The organism is Alphaproteobacteria bacterium, from assembly GCA_004295055.1.
Taxonomy (GTDB): domain Bacteria; phylum Pseudomonadota; class Alphaproteobacteria; order SHNJ01; family SHNJ01; genus SHNJ01.
In genome coordinates, this window is sequence record SHNJ01000015.1 from 20,102 (window position 1) to 40,206 (window position 20,105).

Genomic DNA, 20,105 nt, shown 5'->3' on the forward strand with positions numbered 1-20,105 from the left:
AAATCGGCTTCTTAGGCTGATTTCTGGTGGGTTTGGATGCCGGAAATAACATTCGCCAACCCACATAAATCAGAACGCCCAAAAGAATATATCGCAAAAACGTGCCCATGGCCGGACTTTATTCGCCCCCGGCCTTAAAATCAAGGCTGCCGCCAGCACGAATAATATCCTGTGCTATAGGCGTATAAGATCCGTCTTCCGCATGCAACACCAAGCCTGGCAATAAGCGGGTTTTCCCGCTTTGTCCGCGCGCGGCCCGTATAATGACGCGCTTTGCGGCCATGCCTTGTTTTGGCCAAAGCGGAACAATGTCGGTTGTCCATTCTGGCGATGGGATAAGAGCCAAAATTTCCGCCAGCCGGTCGGCGCGGTGAATCATGGTCAACGTGCCTTTTGGATTTAAATGCCTGGCGCAAAATTCCATCCATGTTTTTAAATCGGCGCTGCTTTCCACATTCGCCGCCGCCTTGATCGGATCGGGCGATGGATCGGCGGATGCAGCGGATAAATATGGCGGATTGGTCAAAATATGATCGAAACTTTGCATTTGCAGCAATTCATTTTGCGCAGCGATATCGGCGTGAATAAACTGAATCGGCAAATCGAACTTGTTAAGGATTTTATTTTCTTCCGCCAACTCCACCAATAATTTTTGACTATCGATGCCAACCAGGCCTTCCGGCATAACATTATTTTTGCGCGCGCGCGCCAAAACGCAAAATCCGGCCGTACCGACCCCGCATCCCACATCCAATATCCTCATGCCATTTTGCAAAGTCACGGCCGCAGCCAAAAGAATCGGGTCGATCGCAACCCGGTATCCGGCGGCAGGTTGGGTTATTTTAACGCTGCCATCCAGTATCGTATCGACGCTAAGGGCGCGCACCAAGTTCACAAAAGGGTTGGTTTTCAAATTCATAGGGATTCCTGCCTCTTTTATACCCATTTTCCGCCTTTAACCGCAAGGCCAGCTGTGCTATGCGAATGCCATGGAAAATAAGACTTTCCCCCAAATTGCCTATCCCGATTTTGAAAAAGTCGATATCCGCGTCGGCACGGTTATAGAGGCATCCCCGCTCGAAGGCGCGCGCAAGCCTGCTTATTGCTTAAAAATAGATTTTGGGCCGCAAATTGGCGTTAAACAAAGTTCGGCGCAGATTACCAAACATTACAGCGCCGAATCCTTGATTGGCAAACAAGTATGCGGCGTCGTGAATTTTCCGCCGAAAAAGATCGCCGGTTTTGAATCTCAAGTTTTAGTATTGGGTTTTGCCGATGAAAATAGCGATGTCGTCGTTATAAGGCCGACTGTTCCCGTTCCCAATGGCATGAAGTTATTTTAAATGACCGCCGCACCCGCCCTGAAACAACCAATCCCGCCATCCGTTATCGAACGGCTGCAACAATATTTGACAACGGACTTGCAATCGGTGAATACCGAAATTATCGCGCGGATGCAAAGCGAAGTGTCATTGATCCCGCAAATGGCGGCGCATTTGATCGCTGCCGGCGGGAAACGTTTGCGGCCGATGTTGACCCTCGCATCGGCGAAATTATGCCAATATAAAGGCCAAAATCATATTACATTGGCTGCGGCCGTTGAATTCATTCACACCGCCACATTGCTGCATGACGATGTAGTGGATGACAGCAAAAAACGCCGCGGCCGCGATACGGCAAACGCCGTATGGGGCAACAAATCCAGCGTTTTGGTCGGCGATTTTTTGTTCAGCCGGTCATTTCAACTGATGGTCGGCGCGAATTCGATCGAAGTATTGAGAATTCTGTCCAACGCGGCGGCGATTATTGCCGAAGGCGAAGTGCATCAATTACTGACCGCAAATAATCTTGCCACAACCGAAGCCGATTATCTGCGGGTTATCAGCGCGAAAACAGCTGCCTTATTTGCGGCCGCATGTGAAATCGGCGCGGTAATTGCCAGCCGACCGGCGGCTGAACAAGAGGCCCTATATAATTACGGATTGAACCTGGGGCTGGCATTTCAAATTTCCGACGACGTCTATGATTTCACGGGCCTGCCAGGCAAAGAAGCCGGCGACGATTTCCGGGATGGCAAAGTTACTTTGCCGCTGATTTTGTCTTTTGCAAAATCCGATGAAAATGAAAAACAATTCTGGAAACGTTGTATCGAACAGCAAGATTTTACTGCGGACGATTTTAAAACGGCTTTAAAAATATTGGATAAACATGATGCTTTATCCAAGTCCTTGGCCAGCGCTCGGCATTATGCTCGCATTGCACAGGATGCCTTAAAAACATTTCCGGAATCGCCGGTTAAATCCGCGATGCTGGATTTAGCCGATTATGCGGCCCAGCGATAATTTCATCGCGCCTGTTTGCTATAAAATTCAATAGCCTTTTTCACGCCGCCCTGACGCCACAAAGAATAATGGTTGGAATCCGGATCGATCCAAATTTGCTTTGGATTATTTGCCGCATCAAACAACTTACGGCCCATCTGTACTGGAACGAAATTATCTATTTCTCCGTGCATGATATAAAGCGGCGTATGAATATTTTTAATACGGTCAATATTATTAAAATCATATTTTAAAATTAAATCTACCGGCAACCATGGATATAAATACTTCACCACATCGCCTAATCTGGTAAATGGCGCGTACAAAACCAAACTGTCAATTTTTATATCCGGATTTTGATCCATCATTTGAATAGCGACAGCCCCGCCAATAGATTCGCCGTAAATATGAATCGGCGCATTCGGCCCCAATTCGCGGCGCAAATATTTATATGCCACTTTTGCATCGACTACCAATCCGTCTGGCGTCGGCTTTCCGGGATTGCCGCCATAACCGCGATATTCCAGCATAAACAGGCCCCAGCCTTGTTCTAAAAACTGCCCGGCTATGCGCGGACGCTTGGCAATGTTTCCGCCATTGCCATGAAAATATAGAATGGTTGGCATGCCCGGCCTTATTGGCGGCGTATACCAAGACAATAGTTCCGATGGCTTGCAATCCGGTTTAAGTTGATCGCATAAAAAAACCGGAATATGAATTTCCTTCAGCCGGGGCAAAGCGGTTGCCGCCAAATCCGGTGGGCCGCCATAATTGCGGAAAATCATATAATTTTGCAGAAGATAAAGCGATCCAACCACGCCCAAATAGGTTAAAATCAACAGCCATAAGAGCTGTTTCGATATTTCTCTGGCATCCCATTTTCTTTTCATAGCTTCAATTTAGAATAAAAACCGCAAATTTCCAGTGGTTTGCGAGACAGTTGATTGCTCTCAAATTTGATTGTATAACCATGCAGCCTTTTATCAGGACATAGGTATCGGAGTGTAGCTCAGCCCAAAGGCCGAAAGGCCGCCTTACAAAATCAGGCTGAGCGGCACGATGATAAATATTTTTATAGTCGGAGTGTAGCTCAGCCTGGTAGAGCACTACGTTCGGGACGTAGGGGCCGTAGGTTCGAATCCTATCACTCCGACCATCCTCCTACGCTCCTTCGGAGCTACGGAGGACGAGTGATAGAAATTATAGATTCGGTGGGACTCGCCCTGCGTAGCGCAACGCGCGAAGCGGGGTCACTCCGACCATTCATATGAGAGATCTACTGCATGCGTATTGCTATTTCGCAAATGAACTGCAAAGTGGGAGATCCATCAACCAATATCGATCATATTCACGTCCGCATCGAACAAGCCGCCAAGCAAAAATGTTCCTTGGTTGTATTTCCGGAAATGGCGGAGCTTGGTTATGATATGGAGGTCATCACAAAATCCGCCAAATCATGGAACGATGGCCCGGCCAATATTCTGGCCCAATACGCTAAACAATATAGTATCGCCGTGATTGCCGGAATTGCCGAACGCGAAGGCATGGCAATTTATAATACGCTGGCGGCCTTTGATAAAAACGGCGCGCTGTTAACCAAATACCGCAAAATTCATTTAATTACCGCCGATCCCATTTGCGAGGATAAGTTTTTACAAGCCGGACAAGAATTGTCATTATGCACGATTGACGGAATTAAATGCGGCTTGATGACTTGTTACGATATTCGTTTCCCAGAGCTTGCCCGAGCCTTGTATGAGCGCGGCGCGCAATTATTGATTGCTCCATCGGCTTTTCCATTGATACGCATCGAACATTGGCGCAGCATTTTGAAATGCCGGGCGATTGAAAATCAATTATATGTCGCTGGCGCCAACCGTATTGGCACCGATGCTGGCGTTGCCTTTGGCGGCGCAAGCCAGATTATCGATCCTCTGGGCGCGATTTTATCGTCCGCGTCCGAAACCGAAGATAATTTAATATTTGCAGATATTGCGGTGGATCAAATTGCCGCAGTGCGGCAACGTTTGCATATTGGCCAAGACCGCCGTCCTGCTTTATACCGTAATTGGAGCCAATCCGCATAGGAGGAACCATGTCTGTTGCCGCCATTCGCAAAACCGATCCAGATTTTTCCGCACCAAATTATTCGTTGATGAAAGACGGCGTTCCATTTCCATCGCGCCCATGTTTCAACTGGCTGCCGCAGTATCGGTACGGGTTATTTGTATACAAAGCGTTGCAACAGGCCTGCGCCGGTTTGTTATCGTATCAAGGCGATAAAATAGATTTTGCCAAATCCGGCACGCGTGGCGCCGGTGATGTGCCGCTTCATCTGGTTCGCCCGGTATTGATGGATTGGGTGATACGCCAGGGAAATTATTCGGGCTATGTGCTCAATGCCGCAGAATCAGCATTGCAGCCATTCACCAATGGCGAGTTATATTATCCATTGACCGCCGATTTGGCGCTGATTGTCGCCAAGCAAGAAGGGTCGAACGCATTATTAAATAACGTATTGCCTTATATGACCCCTGCCCCGCAAACCGTAGAGGCTTTGGCCGCTGTTGGCGGCGGATATTATGGTGCAACGCCGGCGGAAATTGCCGCCGCCCATATCGCGCGTAAAACCGCCACTGAAAAATTTAATAGCAAATTGCGCGGCATGTACGGCGTACAAAATCCAGATTCCTTGCGCACCCATTCCGCCGCGGTTGGCGGATTGATTGATGCCTGCACCAGGTATTTACATGCTACAAAACCCGGATTCCGCACCTGTATGATGGTTCCAGAATATTGGGATTTATTGCGTTGCGTATTGACATACTCCGCAAAAGGACTGCGTGCGGTCGAAGGCTTGGCGGACGGAAAATTCCCGGAAAAAGAATGGCTGACGGCAATTTCGCAACCGGATGTCGATTTTGCCTATATCAGCTATACCAATAACCCGCTAGGCCGGCCCACGCCGCATGCCTCTATTATAAAGGCGATTGATGCCATTAGCGATGATGCTTTATTTTTCATCGACTGCACTTCGATTGATATCAAAGAATCATCCAACGAAGCCGTGGTCAGCGATATTCTGAAAAAATTCCCTCACAAGAATCTGTTAATCGCCAAATCCTTTTCCAAGGAATATAACAAAGGCCATATACGATTGGGTTATGGGTTATTCACTCGCCCGGATTTTGCCAACGCCTTATGGCCGTATATGGCCGGCTATCCATCGGTTGCGAATATTGCCGAGGGATTGGAATGCCTGGACCAAGGCAATGCCCACGTTCTTGGCGCGTATCGCGATATCTCGCGGCAATTGGCGGAATTTGCCAAAACCCGGCCGCATATTCGCGTTTCTGGCATGGAAAGCAATTACACCACGTTATTTTTTGAATCCGAAGACGCTTGTTCCAAGGCGCGCGGCCTGATCGAGGCCGAATTCGGCAGCAAAGTATTTCCGGGCGAACTGCCAATGCAAGGCGGCGGCGATATGGGGCTGGGCCAAGGTGAAATCAATCTCACCTCGATCAAGCGGATTCCATTTCTACCGGCCAATGGCTTGCGGATTTTGATGACGACCGAAACCGTCGCCAATTTGTCTAAAGTGCTTTAATTGCTTCGCCTCGACAGTCGCTTGGTGAATTCGCGGGATTATTAGGATTTTTCCGGAATAAATTTTAAGGCAGCGCCGTTATTGCAATATCTTAATCCCGTCGGTTCCGGCCCATCGCTGAATACATGCCCATGATGCCCACCACAACGCGCACAATGATACTCGGTGCGTGGATATAATAATTTATAATCGGTGCGGGTTTCGACATGTCCCGGAATCACATCATAAAAACTGGGCCAGCCTGTACCGCTGTTGAATTTGAATTGGGATGGAAATAATTCTAAATTGCACCCGGCGCAAACGAACATGCCCGTGTGTTTTTCATCATTCAAAGGGCTGGTAAAAGGCGGCTCGGTCCCCTCGCGGCGCAGAACATTATATTGCTGGTCCGACAAGCGTTTTTTCCATTCCCTGTCATCAAGATTAATTTTTTCAACGCCGGTTTGGGCAGGATCGGCCATAGCATTTCTCCCGTTGATAAAAAATAATGGCAGGCTGAGCATGCCTGCCGAAAATGTAAGAAATTTTCTTCGATTCATAAATGCGCTCCGTTGTTTAACATAGCGCGCTGAATTTAAAATCCAAGTAGATCGGAATTATATTAATACCCAAATATTCACGATCAGGCTAAGAACACAAATAACGACAGATTGGGCCCATACAGTAATGGCTTCTACATCATCGTGATCGAATAAATTTTGCATATTATCTCTCCCTTGAAATATGGTTATTGTTTATTGAATCAACCATGCAAATTCTTTGCCAAAAAGGAACGCGCTTAAACCGCAGAAAACATGTGTTTTAACCGATCGTTAAGCAGGCAAAAAAATCTTGCTGGCACAAAGCTGCCGAGTTGCATCGGCACCCGGAATAATCAGCCGATGCGCTCACCGCTACTTGGCGTGAAGCGACGATTATGGTTTGATGCAAATCATGAATCTAATCGACTATATCGCCAAAGTTCCGAATTTTCCCAAACCCGGCATTATGTTTTATGATATATCGCCCCTGCTGGCGAACGGTCCCGTATGGCAAATGACGATTAAAACATTGGCGGAGCATATCAAACCCTATAATCCCGATTTAATTATTGGTATCGAATCCCGCGGGTTCTTATTGGCCGCGCCCCTCGCTTTTCATATGGGAATAGGGTTTGCGATGATCCGCAAATCCGGCAAACTGCCCGGCAAAACGTTAAAGTTCGATTATGGTTTGGAATATGGCCAAGCTACTTTGGAATTACAGCAAAATGTCATTAAACCGGGCGAGAAGATTGTCGTGGTGGATGACGTGCTCGCCACCGGCGGCACGATCAACGCAGCCATCCAATTGTTGGAACAGGCCGGCGCCAAGGTAACTTGCACCGCGTTTTTAATTGAACTCTTGGCCTTAAAAGGCGCGGAAAAAATCCGCGCCGATAAAAAGTCGCTGATTCAAATTTAAATTAATTCATGCCCCACTTAATTCATTCCAAGCGCGTGCAAGTACAATTCCAGCAATTCTTCTTGCTCTGCCCGCTGTTCCGGCTCCAGCTTGCGGATTTTTAAAAGACTGCGCATTGTTTTGGGATCAAACCCATTGCCCTTGGCCTCGGCATAAACTTCGCGAATATCCGCGGCAATGCTGGATTTCGATTCTTCCAGTTTTTCGATCCGTTCAATATATTGTTTCAAAATTCCCGGGGTAACGCCGCCAGCGGTGCCTGGACGCGGCTTTTTATTGGAATTGGCCGGGGTGTCGGTTTCATCTTCATCGTCAATTTTGTAATTCTGGTTCGCCATTATGTGCTGCCTCTTGCTTAACTTTGGGTTTGTCTTTAAGATGCGCAAAATAGCAAAAATACCAAGGAAATCCTTCTTTTAATTATCCCCAAGATATCTATATGCGCCGCTTACGAAATACCAAAATTGTCGCCACGCTTGGCCCCGCCAGTTCCACCCAAGAACAGATTATCGACCTGATTAAATCCGGCGCCGATGTTTTCCGCCTGAATTTCAGCCATGGCAGCCACGAAGATCATAAAAAGCGGTTTGACAATATCCGTGCCGCGGAAAAGAAATTGGGCCGCATCGTTTCTATCCTGGCCGATTTACAAGGCCCAAAATTGCGCGTTGGCGTATTCAAGGATGGTCCGGTGATGTTAAAATCCGGCGCGAAATTCCGCCTCGATCTCGACAAAAAACCGGGCGACGAGAAACGCGCCAACATGCCGCATCCGGAAATTTTTGCGGCCTTGGAAAAAGATACGGATTTATTGTTGGATGACGGCAAGATTCGCCTGCGGGTAAAGAAATTCGGCAAAGATTTTGCCGATTGCGAAGTTATTACCGGCGGCAAATTATCCGAACGCAAAGGCGTGAATGTTCCAGGCGTCGTTCTTCCTATTTCCGCGCTGACCGAAAAAGACCGCAAAGATATGCGCTTTGCCCTGGATTTAGGCGTTGATTATGTCGCGTTGTCGTTTGTGCAACGTCCGCAAGACGTGGCCGAAGCGCGCAAATTGATTGCAGGCCGCGCGGCAGTGCTAATCAAAGTGGAAAAACCGCAGGCGGTCGATTGTTTGGATCAATTAATTGAATTGACCGATGCCGTCATGGTGGCACGCGGCGATTTGGGCGTTGAAATGCCTACCGAAGACGTGCCCGGCATTCAAAAACGCATCGTGCGCGGTTGCCGGAAATTGGGCAAGCCAGTAATCGTCGCAACGCAAATGCTGGAATCGATGATTACATCGCCGACGCCAACCCGCGCCGAAGCATCGGATGTCGCGACCGCCGTGTTCGATGGCGCTGATGCAGTGATGTTGTCGGCGGAAACCGCCAGCGGCCAATATCCGCTGGAAGCCGTGTCGATCATGAATCGCATTATCGAAAAAGTGGAAAAAGATCCGTTATACCGTCAAATTATGGATGCCGAGCATCCTGCAACCGAAAATACCGAATCGGATGCGATGACTACCGCCGCATCCATTGTTGCCGAAAAAATAAACGCCAATGCGATCGTCACATTTACTACATCCGGGTCCACCACCTGGCGCGCTGCGCGTCAACGCCCGATGGTGCCGGTGATCGGCTTAACCACCAGTATTCTGACCGCGCGGCGCCTGGCGTTGGGTTGGGGCATTCATCCGATCGCCGCATCTGACGTCAATGATTTTGAACATATGGTAGAAATTGCGACAAAACACGCGGCAAAAGCCGGATTTGCGAAAAAGAACGACCGGATTGTGATTACCGCTGGCGTGCCATTCGGCACCCTCGGCGCGACCAATATCCTGCGTATTGCGCGCATTGCTTAAACGCAAAAAAGCGGCAGAAATACCTGCCGCTTTTAAATTTCTAGAACCAATATTAAGCCTGACGCGCTTTGTAACGGCGTTTTTTCTTGTTAATCACGTATACTTTGCCGCGGCGACGCACGACCTGACAATTTTTGTCCCGGTTTTTAATGGTTTTTAATGAACGTACGACTTTCATAATTTCCCTACCTGCCGAAATTTCTTCGGCGTTTTAATTTCAAGGGCTGGAAAATAACCGCCTGACCCGATTCTGTCAACCGGAAATCGTTCGGATTTTAAGAGAAAATGCTTAAAAATCGGTATTTTAAGGGGTTTTTTTGCGTTCCATAGCCGGTTTACGCCGCGCATAGATACGATATAGCGCCACTTCGCCGCTTTGCAGGATCTCGATCCGTTTGGCCCACAAGGTCACTTCGCGCAACAACCAGGGCAAATAAGACGGATCTGGCAGGTCTTCGACAATTTTATCGAGATATTTTTTCCACCCCACGGTGATTTCCTTGATATATTTTTTGGAGATATTGTCTGCCGCGCGCACTTCCATATCATTGCGTTTCTTCAACATATCCAAGGTGCCATCCAGACTAAGCACATAAGGCGTGCGCGATTCCATATCCACCCATTCATTAAACCGGCCCGATGGCGCCCCGTCCTTTTCCCGCACGAAATCGGTTATCAGCAATTGGCCGCGGTCCTTCAAACTGTCGCAAACCTTGTTCAGAAAGGCCTCTTGATGTTCCACCTGAAATAAGAACTCGCGAATCAATACGCAGTCATACGCATCTTTGGGCAAAATGACTTTGTCGGGGTGATAATGCTTTAGCGGCATATTCAACGCGTCGGCGCGTTTTAAATAATCCTGGCCAGCCCGCAGTAAAGGTTCGTACGATTCATATCCATGCACGGTAAGATTGTATTTTTTGCCAATGGCCGTCATGGCTCCGCCCAGATTGGCATTCATGTCGGCAAAACTCATTCCAGACTCCAACGGCGAAAAATGCTTGGCGAGGGATAATGTAAAATCCAATCCGCCAGGGCTGCAAAAACCATCGCCCCAAATCTCTTGCGCAATGTCGATTCTGGTTCCCGCCCAAATAGGATCATCCGCCGATGCCAGAGGCGCTGCAATTTTTTTAGGTTTTGGCTCGGGCGCTGCCTCGACTGACGGTATGGCCGGTTTTGCATCCTCTGCAACAGGCGCGACCGCCTTGTGATTTTTCTGCGGCCTATCCAATAACTGCGATAAAAGAGTTTTGATTTTGCCGAACATGGCGAAAAAGCCTTAGAAGTATAGGGTATTTCCCAAGCCTAACCTATTTCTATGGATCAAGGCTGGATTTTACAATGTTTCTCCGAATAATTAGCCCATAATGTGGTAACCGGCATCCACCGGCAAAATCATTCCGGTAATGGCTTTGGATGCGTCGCCCACCAAAAATACCGCTAGGGCGCCAACGTCTTCCAAGTTAGAAAGCCGGTGCAGCGGCGATTTGGCAATCGCTTGTTGCTGCAACTGATCGAAATGCAGCAGGCCCCCAGCAGCCCGTGTAGGCATCGGCCCCGGTGAAATGGCATTGACGCGAATATTATTGGGGCCAAGTTCACTGGCCAATTCCCGCACACTGGCTTCTAAAGCGGCCTTTACCGGGCCCATCATATTATAATTTTCAATTACTTTTTCCGCGCCGTAATAGGACATGGTAATCATGGATCCGCCTTTGGACATTAACGGCAGCGAGGCGCGCGCGAGGCGAATAAAAGAATGGCAGGAAATATCCATTGCCTGCAAAAATCCATCCCTGCTGCAATCGACCACCCGGCCATATAAATCGTCATGCGGCGCATAGGCAATGCAATGAATCAAGAAATCCAAACTGCCCATCTGCCGGGTTATTTGGTCAAATAAAGATTTTACTTGATCATCGTCGGTCAATTCACACTCTGTCAGTATTTTTAGATTCTTTGTTTGGACAGAATCCAGTTGCTTTACAGCCGATTCCACATAAGGCCTGGATTTTGGACCTTGATAAGTTACGGCGAGGTTGGCGCCGGCCTCTAAACATTTGCGCATGCATCCAAAAGCGATGGAGTGATCGTTGGCAAGACCCAAAATCAATCCATTTTTATTTTGCAATGTAAAACTATCGGCCATGGCCCGTGATACCATGGGCGCGGGAAAAACAACAGTATATTTAAGCCATTAAGGTTGCGCGCGGTTTAACCGATTGATCTTCGCCTTCGAAGATAGTGATGGCGCGGCGCGGCGCGATTTCGGCTTTCATAAACCGCAAGTCAAAATATCCATGGTCAATATGAATCGCAAAGGAAGACGATTCGTTCAATCCAGCGCGAATTTCATGAATATAGTACTTTGCCAAGATAACAAACTCGCGGCTTTTATAGGCATTGCCCATCAATCGTTGCGGCACGATATTCAACCGTAAACGGTCATATTGAAACATCAATTTGCCGTCTTGAATCACCAAATAAATAATATCGCGATCTGGAACGCCGGATAAATGGTTGCGGAAACTTTTACCGTCGAACTGCGCTTCGATTTTGGCAACCGACCAGCCGACCGTTTTTAGAATTTCTTTTAAATTGGCATTTTCCCGCGCATCACGCATGATTTTGGTCATGACCAGGGCCTGACGCATCAATGGTTCCACCGGCGCAGAAACGCCCAGCGCGCGTTGCGCCGCATCGTAGTCGGCAATTACGGATTTCATTTTTAAAATAATATCGGTACGGTCGCTGCTATATCCGCGCTTGGATTGTCCGGCATCGACATGCTGGTTCGATGCTTTGTCCAGTAAATCTTCGATATTATGGATGAATACTTGATGATTGGATTTTACCAATAAATCCTGCGCACGGGCGGATAATTTCTTTTGCGCGCTCAAGCGTTTTTTAACGTTCAACAAAGCTTCGTGGGACAGGAAAAATGGAACATCACGGAAATTGACGCTGCGCACCAAAGCGATTGCATCGATTAAATTATTTTTTGCGCGTTCATAAGCCAGGGATGAAACATCTAGTTTTCTTCCCTCCCCGCCGCCAGCCTGCAACAATTGACGGGCCATAAACAGCACCAGTCCGGCATAATCACCGATAGAATAAACAGCTTCCGATTTGTTGGTAATCAGGTTTCCCATAGCCATTCCTTAGTTTTTATAATTATTAACTATTATAACGTTACTGTTATTAGTAGATTGTAACACATTCTTTAATAGGATACAATACCCACCCTATATCGTTAAAATGGGTTATAGAAAAATACTAAAAACTATGATATGATAATATTATTACATGGCAGTTGAACTGACCAAAAACCGCCCATTTGGGGTGGTAGAGCGACCTAAGGCCGCAGGCCTAATGACCTGGGCACGCAGCTTTTTTGCACCTAGGGGCGAATCTGAAACCTTACAGCCCGATTTTACACCCGCATCTCAGAGCATTCTTTTAAACCCTAAAACGACGCCGCGCACCGACCGGGATTGGGAAATGCTGCAAACCTTAGACCCGGATCATCCTTTGCGCCGTAAAATTGAAGGCAAAGTAGCCGTCAAACAAGCGGCCATGGAGCAATTGTCCAAAGGACATGAAATATCCACCCGCGAAGCGTTCGATGCTTTATGGCGGCAGATGAATAACCATCAAAGTGGCAATTTATTGCGCCAGGATTTGCATGCCGCTTTGTCCATACAAATGGTTGCACCGATGTCGGCCCAGAATACGGGCAATCAAGCCAATCGCCATGGCCTTGCCGCAAAGCCGCCGTCCCGGCCACAAAAAGCCCATGGTGCGCGCGAAGCGATTTCTCATCAATCGAGCGAACGCAATCCGGCAGCATCGAAACGCCAGCATCAAAAATTGAAACAAACTGCCGAACGGGTCGCCGATATCCGGCGCGGACTTGAAACCGCCGACGCTTCGGAATTAGCCCACCGTGTCAACGAAGCGCGCGAGGTTGGTGCCGCATATGATTTAAAAGATCCAGCCGCCATTCGCCAGGCAGAACGCATGGGTCTACAAGTAGAACAGCAAGTTTCTACCGAGGCTAGATCCCGTCTGGGCGGCAGAGCAAGCCAGACCAACGACATAGAAAGAGATTTGCGCGGCGTGCAGGCAAAAGAGGATGCGGAAAAAGCCAGATTGAATGAAGCGGCGATGGCTTTGACGCCTGTTGGTCTGGTGCGTGGCTTGGCGCATGCCATGGCTGGAAAATCCGCAGGCGGCCGTTAGTTTCCATATAAAAAAAATTAATCTTCCGATATGCTGGGCACATGAGCCGATTTATTCAAATTCTCGATGGCGATTATGGCGCGCAAACGGCGGAATTCACGCTGATTGGATTGCAGCAAAAACCAGCCATCGCATTGCATATTCCTAAAACTTATCGCAATTGGCTGCGCCGGATCAAAACCCGCATGGTCAAAGTGGTTTGGCCGATTGAGGAAAAAATAGCCCGGGTTGAAAAGATTGACGAAGGCAATTGGCAGCCAGGATCTAAAGAATGGAATTTCTCGGTCATTGAACAAGAATCGCTGTCCGAATCGTTCGGCAAATTCACCGATAAATTTTCGGCGCCTGCCGATACTGGTCCGATGCGCAACGTAAAAAAAATTCATTTCCGTTTATGGTTCAAAGACGGCACGCAATTAACTGCCATCGCCGATGCGCGCGTGTTTCAGAACCTGCATGCAGTGACGGAATCTTGACCGGAATCAAAGGCTTATATCGTCTCCCTAGACAAGAATTGACCAATACAATAATTTAGCCCTGAATAAACAAAGGCATTTTATGTTAGCCCGTTGTGTCGATTTTCTGGATTTTTTAATCTTTGCAGTCGAGGATCTTTTTTCAAAGCGTCGCAAACCTCGAGTAATTGCGACGCATTATGATGATGGGCATTTTTATAAATTCGAAGCTTTGGATCATGCGGGCGAAGAATGCGTGGGAACAGTATGTGCGCCAAATATGCGCATGGCGGTGCGGCGTGTTTGTGGTTATGAATATGCTCTTTTGCCTACAAAAGTTACGCTGGAAAAACCTCTTCCTCCAACACGCATAATAACTCATGAAAGAAATGGCGATCGGTATGGTTTCAAAGCATTTGATAAAAACGGTTATGAGAAATTTGGAACCATACGCGCTTCCTCCCCCATAGAGGCGGCTACTCTTTTGCGTCGTCGTTACAGAGTTTTTCCTGCTGCAATAACACGCGCACGATAAATAGGTTTAAAAAGGATAGCCTGCCGAGCCGTAGCCGACGACCGCACCGGCCCGCCTATGTTCCTTCGGAACTTCGGCGCGGCATCCTTCAACTTATGTTTATTATAATGGGCGAAGGATGGTGGGTACAGCCCTCCTTCGCGCGGCGCGCTACGTAGGGCGAGTTCCTGTTGAATGTATAGGAGTTATGGCTTGTCCTCCGTAGCTTCGAAGAAGCGTAGGAGGATGGTGGGTACAACAGGGATTGAACCTGTGACCCCTACCATGTCAAGGTAGTGCTCTCCCGCTGAGCTATGTACCCGGTCACAAACGTGCGTATCCAGTATCAGGAAAACCCTGGCCGGTCAATAGTTTTAAATGGATTGCGTACACCCACAATGACGATTTTCCAATCACTTATGGTTCTTGATATCGGGTTGTTACGGCCTTACAATGGTGGTGAAACAGGGGGAAGATCAATGTTGAAACAAGGATTTTTTATTGCCGGCACCGGCACGGATGTCGGGAAAACCGTAGTCTCTGCCTGGATGCTGACCCATCTCGGCGCGGATTATTGGAAACCGGTGCAATCCGGCATGAATCAAATTGACCGCGCCACCGTACGCGAAATCACCGGATTGACTCCCGATCATTTTCATCCATCGACTTATGAATTGGTGGATCCATTGGTCCCGATTGAATCGGCCCGCCGCATGGGAATTACCCTCGATCATAATCGCTTTATGCTGCCCGTTACCCCGCGCCCATTATTGGTCGAAGGCGCGGGTGGATTGTTGGTTCCCATCAACGAAGAATTTTTGATGATCGATTTGATCGCCAAGTTGGGATTGCCAATCGTTTTGGTATGTTCGTCGAAAATCGGCACCATCAATCACACGTTATTAAGCCTAGAAGCGATCCGGTCGCGCAAACTGCCGTTGCTGGGAGTTGTAATGAATGGCCCGTTATTGTCATACAATAAGGAAGCGGTAGAATCGTTCGGCCAGGTCAAAATTCTGGCCGAAATTCCGCAAATGGATCAGATCACCGCCGATAAATTGCGTTCCATCCGGCCACATCTACCATTCTCCCGCTGGACGCGCGAAGAATTATTGCATGCGGTGGCATAGTTTTTAAAATATGAAGAATTATTCGGATTTAGATAAACGGCATATTTGGCACCCCTATACCCAGGCATCCAGCGCCTTTGATTCGATCTGCATCGCCAAAGCATCAGGCAATAAATTGTTTGATGTCGAAGGCCGCGAGTATCTGGATATGGTTTCATCCTGGTGGGTGAATATTCATGGCCATGCCCATCCGAAGATTGTATCCGCGATTGCCGCGCAAGCATCCGAACTGGATCATGTGATTTTTGCAGATTTCACCCACGCCCCAGCCGCGGAATTGGCCGCACAATTGGTGAAATCATTGCATCGCGCCACAACCGGTCAATTGAACCGCGTTTTCTATAGCGAAAGCGGATCATCGGCGGTTGAAATCGCGTTAAAACAAACACTGCATTATTGGAAAAATGTCGGCAAGGCCTATCGCACTGGGTTGATTGCCTTCGATGGCGGATATCATGGCGATACGGTCGGCGCGATGTCGGTCGGACGTAAAAGTGGATTTTTCGAACCTTATGCTGAATTTCTATTCGATGTCGAAACCGTTCCATTCCCGCATACCTGGCCAGGCGACGAGAAAATCGAACAAAAAGAGAAAAAGTCGCTGGAAGCTTTACAAAAAATATTGGCGACCCGTGGCCGGGAAATTGGCGCGATTATTTTTGAACCGTTGGTCCAAGGCGCATCGGGCATGCGCATGTGCCGTCCGGAATTTGTGGCCCACGCCGCGCAAATGGCGCGCGATTACGGCCTGCTGATTATTTTCGACGAAGTCATGACCGGATTCGGCCGTACGGGTACATTTTGCGCTTATGAACAATGTGGCGTTGTGCCGGATATTCTATGCCTGGCCAAAGGATTGACCGGCGGATTTTTGCCATTGGCCGTCACAATATGCGATGAAAAGATATACGATGCGTTCAAAGGCGCTGGATTCGATCGCGCCCTGGCGCATGGCCATTCCTATACCGCCAACCCCATCGCTTGTGCCGCAGCATTGGCATCGCTGTCTTTATTCAAAACCGAAAACACGCTGCAAAAAATTGAAATGATCCAAGCCTGCCATCAAAAACAGTTTATGCCATTAGCAGCGCATTCATCGGCGCGACATTGCCGCATATTGGGCACAATTGCAGCGGTGGACTTGGATATGGACACGGATTATGGCAGCAAATTAAGCCGCGATATGCGTTTGTTCTTTTTGAATCGCGGGATATTGATTCGCCCGTTGGGCCAGACGATTTATATTTTGCCGCCCTATTGCACGACAGCAGAGGAATTGCAAAAATCTTACGATGTTGTGTCCGAAGCCCTGACAGTATTCGGCAGGTCGGCAATACCCGAAGTTGCCTGATACGCGCCAAAAATTACTTCATAATTCACCACAAATGGTTTCATTCGATTGGCTTCGGCCAAGGCGCGTTTCATTTGCTTCGGAGTTAAAGGTTGATGCCCCAATCGCGGCGTACCGGAGCCGATCGATTTTAAATTCATCAAGAACCCTTCGGCATTGTCGAAGAATGTTTGAATTTTTTCCTGAACGGCAAAAACTCCCGGTGTGGTTTTTACATCGGCCAATGGCACATAATCCCACAGGCCACAGGATACTCCCACTTTGTCGCAAGCCTGGCGCCAGGAACTGAAACTTTTCTTTTCCAAAAATGCAAACGCAAATACGCCGCCCGGCACCAGCAGTCTGCCAATGTCCTGAATCGATTGAATGGGATCCGGCAACCACTGTAAAATCATGCTGGAAACGATTAAATCGAATGGTCCTTCCACCGCCAGTTTTCCAGCGTCCATCGCCACATAATTTATGCCCCGGCGCGTGCCGATATTCATCCGCGCCCTTTTCAGCATGTCGATACTGACATCGGTCACGATGTAATCGGCGTGCGGCCACAATTGATTTAACTTACGCGTCAAAGTACCGGTGCCGGCGCCAATTTCCAAAATACGCGGTTCAAATGGCAGCGCAAAGTGCTGTACTTTGTGCACCAGTTTCTCAACAATCTGTTGTTGTACGATGGCGTAATCGTCATACACTGGCGCGGCGCGCCCAAAACTGCGGCGGATGTTTTTTCCTGTTGGCGTGGACATTTATTTACAAAATTCTTGAATCTGCTCGGCGCACCATTGCGGTTGGCTTAAGGGTAAAATATGCCCGCCAACCGGCGATAAACGCAAGTCAAAACGCGCCCCCATGTCTTTAAATGCTTGGCTATGGGGCAGGAATATAAGCGGGTCATCCTCGGCCGAAAGCGCTAAAACGGGGCAATCCCAAGCTTTCAGCCCCGGGCGGCCATCGATTGCATTCAAATCCTGTAAACCTGTCAACAAAGCCGCCTGGTCTATAATCTCTTGGTTTAAATCATAACCGGCACGTACCAATTCTTGAAAATCCTGCAATACAATCAAGGGTTCCGTCTGCCATTTTTTTTGCATCTTGCGTAAATAGGCCTGCGGAACGCCATTTGGAAAATCCAGACTTTGGGTAAACTTAGGAAAAGAATTAATCGCAATTGCCGATTTAGGTTTTGGCAGATTTTTCAAAGCCCACAACAGTCCCGCCGAGTGGGCAATTAATATATAATCGTCATCCATAGAATCAGGCTGTTGTGCGCGGTTATAATAACCTAAATCCAAACAGGCGGATTTTTTCAACGGCAGTTGTTGCAATAGTGGGCGCCAAAAACGCGCATCAAAACCCCAACCGTGAACAAAAACAAACTGGCTCATGCAGCGATATTGGAAATATCCGGCTTATGCTTGCACCAACGGAACAAGGCCTGAATCAGCTGATCGACATGGTGCGTCGAATGCGCCGCGGTCATGGAAATGCGCAAACGGCTGGTACCTTGGGGCACCGTTGGTGGGCGGATCGCCATACACAAAATTCCTTGATGTTCTAAACTCTTTTGCAATTGCATGGCGTCTTTCGCTTCACCAACAATCAATGGCGTGATATGCGCATCGCTATGCATCGTTTCCAATTGCAATGGCCTGATGGCGCTGCGGAAATAATCGGCATTGGCCAGCAATTTTGACCGTGACACCGATAATCCCGGAATCATATCGATCGCCGCATCGATAGTGCCCCAAATCAATGGCGACAAGCCAGTGGAGAACATAAAGCCCGGGCAACGATTAATTAAATATTCGCGCAAAACATGGCTGCAGGCGACATACGCACCAGACGATCCAAATGCCTTGCCAAACGTGCCCATAATACAATCGATCTGATCTGCATATTGCGCCGTCAGGCCCCAGCCATTCTGACCCAATACACCGACCGCATGAGCATCGTCCAAATATAAAAATGCATTATATTTCTTAGCCAATGCAATCAAGCCCGGTACATTGGCTCTGTCGCCATCCATACCGAACAAGGTTTCACTGACAATAAACCTGGAAATTTTCCGCATCATGGATTTTTTCAATAAATCTTCGAGATGATTTAAATCCAAATGCCGGTACCGGCGCAATTCCGCGCCAGCCAATTTCACGCCAGTCACCAGCGAATTGTGATTGAGGCGGTCGGCAAAAACAACCACATCCAGGCCCAATACATGCCGGTCCATTAAGGCCGGCAAAACGCTGCTGTTGGTTTGATAGCCGGAAGAAAAAATCAAAGTCGAAGGTTTGCCTATGGCGTTGGCCAGTTTATGCTCGATTTCTTCGAATGCAGTCAAATTGCCAGTAACCAAACGCGACGCCGTAGACCCGCATCCAAATTGCTGAGCAAAGGAAATCGCCCGCATCCGCATTTCGCGGCTTTGCGAAAGATTCAAATAATCGTTGCTGGAAAAATTGATAAAATCTTCCATATCGCGCCGAATTTGTCCGGACGCGCTGGGGCTATAGGGCTGCAATTCGCGCCATTCGCCCTTGTTTTTTAAGCCTTGAGTAAATTTTTGATACGGTGTATCCATGCCCTGTTCCTTTGGCTATTGTCGCTGAAGGCGGTCATTTTGTCTATTGCCTAATAAATATACTATTCATAAGGATTTAATATGACTTCCTGTTCTGCCCACCGCTCGTCCAAAAATAAAATTTGTGCTGCCGATGGCAAGGCGATCCGTTATGACTGGACGATTCCCGAAGTCGAATCTTTATTACAAGCGCCATTGATGGATTTGGTATATCAAGCCCAAACCATTCATCGTCAATATCAGGATGATTCCATACAGCTCGCCAGTTTGTTGAGCATTAAAACGGGCGGATGCCCGGAAAATTGCGCCTATTGTCCACAAAGCGCGCATTACGCCAAAACCACCGGCCTTGCCAAAGAACCATTGATGCAAGTGAACGATGTTTTGGCCAAGGCGAAAATGGCCAAAGATGCCGGCGCAAGCCGGTTTTGCATGGGCGCCGCCTGGCGCGAAGTAAAAGACGGCGAAGAATTCGATCGCGTATGCGAGATGGTAAAAGGCGTCAGCGACATGGGCATGGAAGCCTGCGTCACGCTGGGCATGTTGAATGAATCTCAAGCACAGCGCTTGGCCGATGCCGGATTGACCGCGTATAATCATAAT

General features: G+C 48.2%; 23 protein-coding genes and 2 tRNA genes. 13 read left to right on the plus strand and 12 right to left on the minus strand.

The genetic code is table 11. The features are described from left to right. Positions 1-118: 118 nt before the first annotated feature. Entirely contained in the window at positions 119-946 is an 828-nt protein-coding gene (locus EYC62_04165; protein ID TAH35616.1) for a methyltransferase domain-containing protein, read from the minus strand. 43 nt (positions 947-989) lie between these two features. On the opposite strand from EYC62_04165, the gene EYC62_04170 reads away from it, so the two are divergent. Together EYC62_04170 and EYC62_04175 are read left to right on the plus strand one after the other, a co-directional pair. Further along, positions 990-1,343: a tRNA-binding protein gene (locus tag EYC62_04170; protein ID TAH35617.1), complete on the plus strand. Its 354-nt coding sequence runs from the start codon at positions 990-992 to the stop codon at positions 1,341-1,343. Next, a complete protein-coding gene (locus tag EYC62_04175) occupies positions 1,344-2,342 on the plus strand; it encodes a polyprenyl synthetase family protein (protein TAH35618.1) in 999 nt (332 codons plus the stop codon). A 2-nt stretch (positions 2,343-2,344) separates the two neighbouring features. Here the strand turns inward: EYC62_04175 and EYC62_04180 are convergent, their stop codons facing one another. Continuing rightward, entirely contained in the window at positions 2,345-3,211 is an 867-nt protein-coding gene (locus EYC62_04180) for an alpha/beta hydrolase (protein TAH35619.1), read from the minus strand. Between the two features lie 189 nt (positions 3,212-3,400). On the opposite strand from EYC62_04180, the gene EYC62_04185 reads away from it, so the two are divergent. The 3 genes from EYC62_04185 (at position 3,401) to EYC62_04195 (ending at position 5,931) form a co-directional block, all read left to right on the plus strand. Then, positions 3,401-3,477 (plus strand) — tRNA-Pro (locus EYC62_04185). A gap of 127 nt (positions 3,478-3,604) precedes the next feature. Beyond that, the gene (locus tag EYC62_04190) at positions 3,605-4,408 is read left to right on the plus strand and encodes a carbon-nitrogen family hydrolase (protein ID TAH35620.1); all 804 of its coding nucleotides are present in this window, start codon (positions 3,605-3,607) and stop codon (positions 4,406-4,408) included. 8 nt (positions 4,409-4,416) lie between these two features. Continuing rightward, positions 4,417-5,931 carry a hypothetical protein gene (locus EYC62_04195; protein ID TAH35621.1) on the plus strand — a complete coding sequence of 505 codons (1,515 nt, stop codon included), beginning with the start codon at positions 4,417-4,419 and terminating at the stop codon, positions 5,929-5,931. Between the two features lie 41 nt (positions 5,932-5,972). Here EYC62_04195 and msrB read toward each other — a convergent pair whose 3' ends face one another. Next, positions 5,973-6,470, minus strand: a complete 498-nt coding sequence (gene msrB / locus EYC62_04200) for a peptide-methionine (R)-S-oxide reductase (GenBank protein ID TAH35622.1) — start codon at positions 6,468-6,470, stop codon at positions 5,973-5,975. Between the two features lie 394 nt (positions 6,471-6,864). On the opposite strand from msrB, the gene EYC62_04205 reads away from it, so the two are divergent. Next, positions 6,865-7,374 carry an adenine phosphoribosyltransferase gene (locus tag EYC62_04205; protein ID TAH35623.1) on the plus strand — a complete coding sequence of 170 codons (510 nt, stop codon included), beginning with the start codon at positions 6,865-6,867 and terminating at the stop codon, positions 7,372-7,374. 17 nt (positions 7,375-7,391) lie between these two features. On the opposite strand, the gene EYC62_04210 is transcribed toward EYC62_04205, so the two are convergent. Further along, positions 7,392-7,712 carry a DUF2312 domain-containing protein gene (locus tag EYC62_04210; protein ID TAH35624.1) on the minus strand — a complete coding sequence of 107 codons (321 nt, stop codon included), beginning with the start codon at positions 7,710-7,712 and terminating at the stop codon, positions 7,392-7,394. A gap of 101 nt (positions 7,713-7,813) precedes the next feature. Here EYC62_04210 and pyk point away from each other — a divergent pair, with 101 nt between their 5' ends. Then, the gene (gene pyk / locus EYC62_04215; protein ID TAH35625.1) at positions 7,814-9,229 is read left to right on the plus strand and encodes a pyruvate kinase; all 1,416 of its coding nucleotides are present in this window, start codon (positions 7,814-7,816) and stop codon (positions 9,227-9,229) included. 52 nt (positions 9,230-9,281) lie between these two features. On the opposite strand, the gene EYC62_04220 is transcribed toward pyk, so the two are convergent. From EYC62_04220 to EYC62_04235, 4 genes are all read right to left on the minus strand, one after another. Next, positions 9,282-9,407 carry a 50S ribosomal protein L36 gene (locus EYC62_04220; protein ID TAH35626.1) on the minus strand — a complete coding sequence of 42 codons (126 nt, stop codon included), beginning with the start codon at positions 9,405-9,407 and terminating at the stop codon, positions 9,282-9,284. Between the two features lie 126 nt (positions 9,408-9,533). Beyond that, entirely contained in the window at positions 9,534-10,499 is a 966-nt protein-coding gene (locus EYC62_04225; protein TAH35627.1) for a hypothetical protein, read from the minus strand. 90 nt (positions 10,500-10,589) lie between these two features. Then, entirely contained in the window at positions 10,590-11,381 is a 792-nt protein-coding gene (gene fabI / locus EYC62_04230; GenBank protein TAH35628.1) for an enoyl-[acyl-carrier-protein] reductase FabI, read from the minus strand. 40 nt (positions 11,382-11,421) lie between these two features. Next, the gene (locus EYC62_04235; GenBank protein TAH35629.1) at positions 11,422-12,384 is read right to left on the minus strand and encodes a hypothetical protein; all 963 of its coding nucleotides are present in this window, start codon (positions 12,382-12,384) and stop codon (positions 11,422-11,424) included. A gap of 220 nt (positions 12,385-12,604) precedes the next feature. On the opposite strand from EYC62_04235, the gene EYC62_04240 reads away from it, so the two are divergent. From EYC62_04240 to EYC62_04250, 3 genes are all read left to right on the plus strand, one after another. Then, positions 12,605-13,474: a hypothetical protein gene (locus EYC62_04240; protein TAH35630.1), complete on the plus strand. Its 870-nt coding sequence runs from the start codon at positions 12,605-12,607 to the stop codon at positions 13,472-13,474. 41 nt (positions 13,475-13,515) lie between these two features. After that, positions 13,516-13,950 carry a hypothetical protein gene (locus EYC62_04245; GenBank protein TAH35631.1) on the plus strand — a complete coding sequence of 145 codons (435 nt, stop codon included), beginning with the start codon at positions 13,516-13,518 and terminating at the stop codon, positions 13,948-13,950. Between the two features lie 82 nt (positions 13,951-14,032). After that, positions 14,033-14,464 (plus strand): hypothetical protein, encoded by a 432-nt coding sequence (locus EYC62_04250; GenBank protein TAH35632.1) that lies wholly within the window; start codon positions 14,033-14,035, stop codon positions 14,462-14,464. Between the two features lie 226 nt (positions 14,465-14,690). Here the strand turns inward: EYC62_04250 and EYC62_04255 are convergent. Beyond that, positions 14,691-14,765: transfer RNA gene (locus tag EYC62_04255), tRNA-Val, on the minus strand. A 157-nt stretch (positions 14,766-14,922) separates the two neighbouring features. Here EYC62_04255 and bioD point away from each other — a divergent pair. Both bioD and bioA read left to right on the plus strand, forming a co-directional pair. After that, positions 14,923-15,573, plus strand: a complete 651-nt coding sequence (bioD, locus tag EYC62_04260; protein ID TAH35633.1) for a dethiobiotin synthase — start codon at positions 14,923-14,925, stop codon at positions 15,571-15,573. Between the two features lie 10 nt (positions 15,574-15,583). After that, on the plus strand, positions 15,584-16,924 hold the full coding sequence (gene bioA / locus EYC62_04265) for an adenosylmethionine--8-amino-7-oxononanoate transaminase (protein TAH35634.1): 1,341 nt from the start codon (positions 15,584-15,586) through the stop codon (positions 16,922-16,924). Here bioA and EYC62_04270 read toward each other — a convergent pair. The 3 genes from EYC62_04270 to EYC62_04280 are packed head-to-tail and all read right to left on the minus strand — an operon-like array spanning position 16,861 to position 19,502. Further along, the gene (locus tag EYC62_04270) at positions 16,861-17,670 is read right to left on the minus strand and encodes a methyltransferase domain-containing protein (protein TAH35635.1); all 810 of its coding nucleotides are present in this window, start codon (positions 17,668-17,670) and stop codon (positions 16,861-16,863) included. The genes bioA and EYC62_04270 overlap by 64 nt on opposite strands. Then, entirely contained in the window at positions 17,671-18,309 is a 639-nt protein-coding gene (locus EYC62_04275) for an alpha/beta hydrolase (protein TAH35636.1), read from the minus strand. It lies immediately after the preceding gene. Continuing rightward, positions 18,306-19,502: an 8-amino-7-oxononanoate synthase gene (locus EYC62_04280; protein TAH35637.1), complete on the minus strand. Its 1,197-nt coding sequence runs from the start codon at positions 19,500-19,502 to the stop codon at positions 18,306-18,308. Before EYC62_04280 ends, EYC62_04275 begins: the two co-directional genes overlap by 4 nt. Before the next feature lie 81 nt (positions 19,503-19,583). On the opposite strand from EYC62_04280, the gene EYC62_04285 reads away from it, so the two are divergent. Next, on the plus strand, positions 19,584-20,105 hold a 522-nt coding region (locus EYC62_04285; protein TAH35638.1), incomplete at its 3' end, for a biotin synthase.

Bases quoted from the DNA above. Each gene is read 5' to 3' on its own strand.
- EYC62_04165 (TAH35616.1), bottom strand. From the start codon at position 946: ATGGGTATAAAAGAGGCAGGAATCCCTATGAATTTGAAAACCAACCCT.
- EYC62_04170 (TAH35617.1), top strand. From the start codon at position 990: ATGGAAAATAAGACTTTCCCCCAAATTGCCTATCCCGATTTTGAAAAA.
- EYC62_04175 (TAH35618.1), top strand. From the start codon at position 1,344: ATGACCGCCGCACCCGCCCTGAAACAACCAATCCCGCCATCCGTTATC.
- EYC62_04180 (TAH35619.1), bottom strand. From the start codon at position 3,211: ATGAAAAGAAAATGGGATGCCAGAGAAATATCGAAACAGCTCTTATGG.
- EYC62_04190 (TAH35620.1), top strand. From the start codon at position 3,605: ATGCGTATTGCTATTTCGCAAATGAACTGCAAAGTGGGAGATCCATCA.
- EYC62_04195 (TAH35621.1), top strand. From the start codon at position 4,417: ATGTCTGTTGCCGCCATTCGCAAAACCGATCCAGATTTTTCCGCACCA.
- msrB (TAH35622.1), bottom strand. From the start codon at position 6,470: ATGAATCGAAGAAAATTTCTTACATTTTCGGCAGGCATGCTCAGCCTG.
- EYC62_04205 (TAH35623.1), top strand. From the start codon at position 6,865: ATGAATCTAATCGACTATATCGCCAAAGTTCCGAATTTTCCCAAACCC.
- EYC62_04210 (TAH35624.1), bottom strand. From the start codon at position 7,712: ATGGCGAACCAGAATTACAAAATTGACGATGAAGATGAAACCGACACC.
- pyk (TAH35625.1), top strand. From the start codon at position 7,814: ATGCGCCGCTTACGAAATACCAAAATTGTCGCCACGCTTGGCCCCGCC.
- EYC62_04220 (TAH35626.1), bottom strand. From the start codon at position 9,407: ATGAAAGTCGTACGTTCATTAAAAACCATTAAAAACCGGGACAAAAAT.
- EYC62_04225 (TAH35627.1), bottom strand. From the start codon at position 10,499: ATGTTCGGCAAAATCAAAACTCTTTTATCGCAGTTATTGGATAGGCCG.
- fabI (TAH35628.1), bottom strand. From the start codon at position 11,381: ATGGCCGATAGTTTTACATTGCAAAATAAAAATGGATTGATTTTGGGT.
- EYC62_04235 (TAH35629.1), bottom strand. From the start codon at position 12,384: ATGGGAAACCTGATTACCAACAAATCGGAAGCTGTTTATTCTATCGGT.
- EYC62_04240 (TAH35630.1), top strand. From the start codon at position 12,605: ATGACCTGGGCACGCAGCTTTTTTGCACCTAGGGGCGAATCTGAAACC.
- EYC62_04245 (TAH35631.1), top strand. From the start codon at position 13,516: ATGAGCCGATTTATTCAAATTCTCGATGGCGATTATGGCGCGCAAACG.
- EYC62_04250 (TAH35632.1), top strand. From the start codon at position 14,033: ATGTTAGCCCGTTGTGTCGATTTTCTGGATTTTTTAATCTTTGCAGTC.
- bioD (TAH35633.1), top strand. From the start codon at position 14,923: ATGTTGAAACAAGGATTTTTTATTGCCGGCACCGGCACGGATGTCGGG.
- bioA (TAH35634.1), top strand. From the start codon at position 15,584: ATGAAGAATTATTCGGATTTAGATAAACGGCATATTTGGCACCCCTAT.
- EYC62_04270 (TAH35635.1), bottom strand. From the start codon at position 17,670: ATGTCCACGCCAACAGGAAAAAACATCCGCCGCAGTTTTGGGCGCGCC.
- EYC62_04275 (TAH35636.1), bottom strand. From the start codon at position 18,309: ATGAGCCAGTTTGTTTTTGTTCACGGTTGGGGTTTTGATGCGCGTTTT.
- EYC62_04280 (TAH35637.1), bottom strand. From the start codon at position 19,502: ATGGATACACCGTATCAAAAATTTACTCAAGGCTTAAAAAACAAGGGC.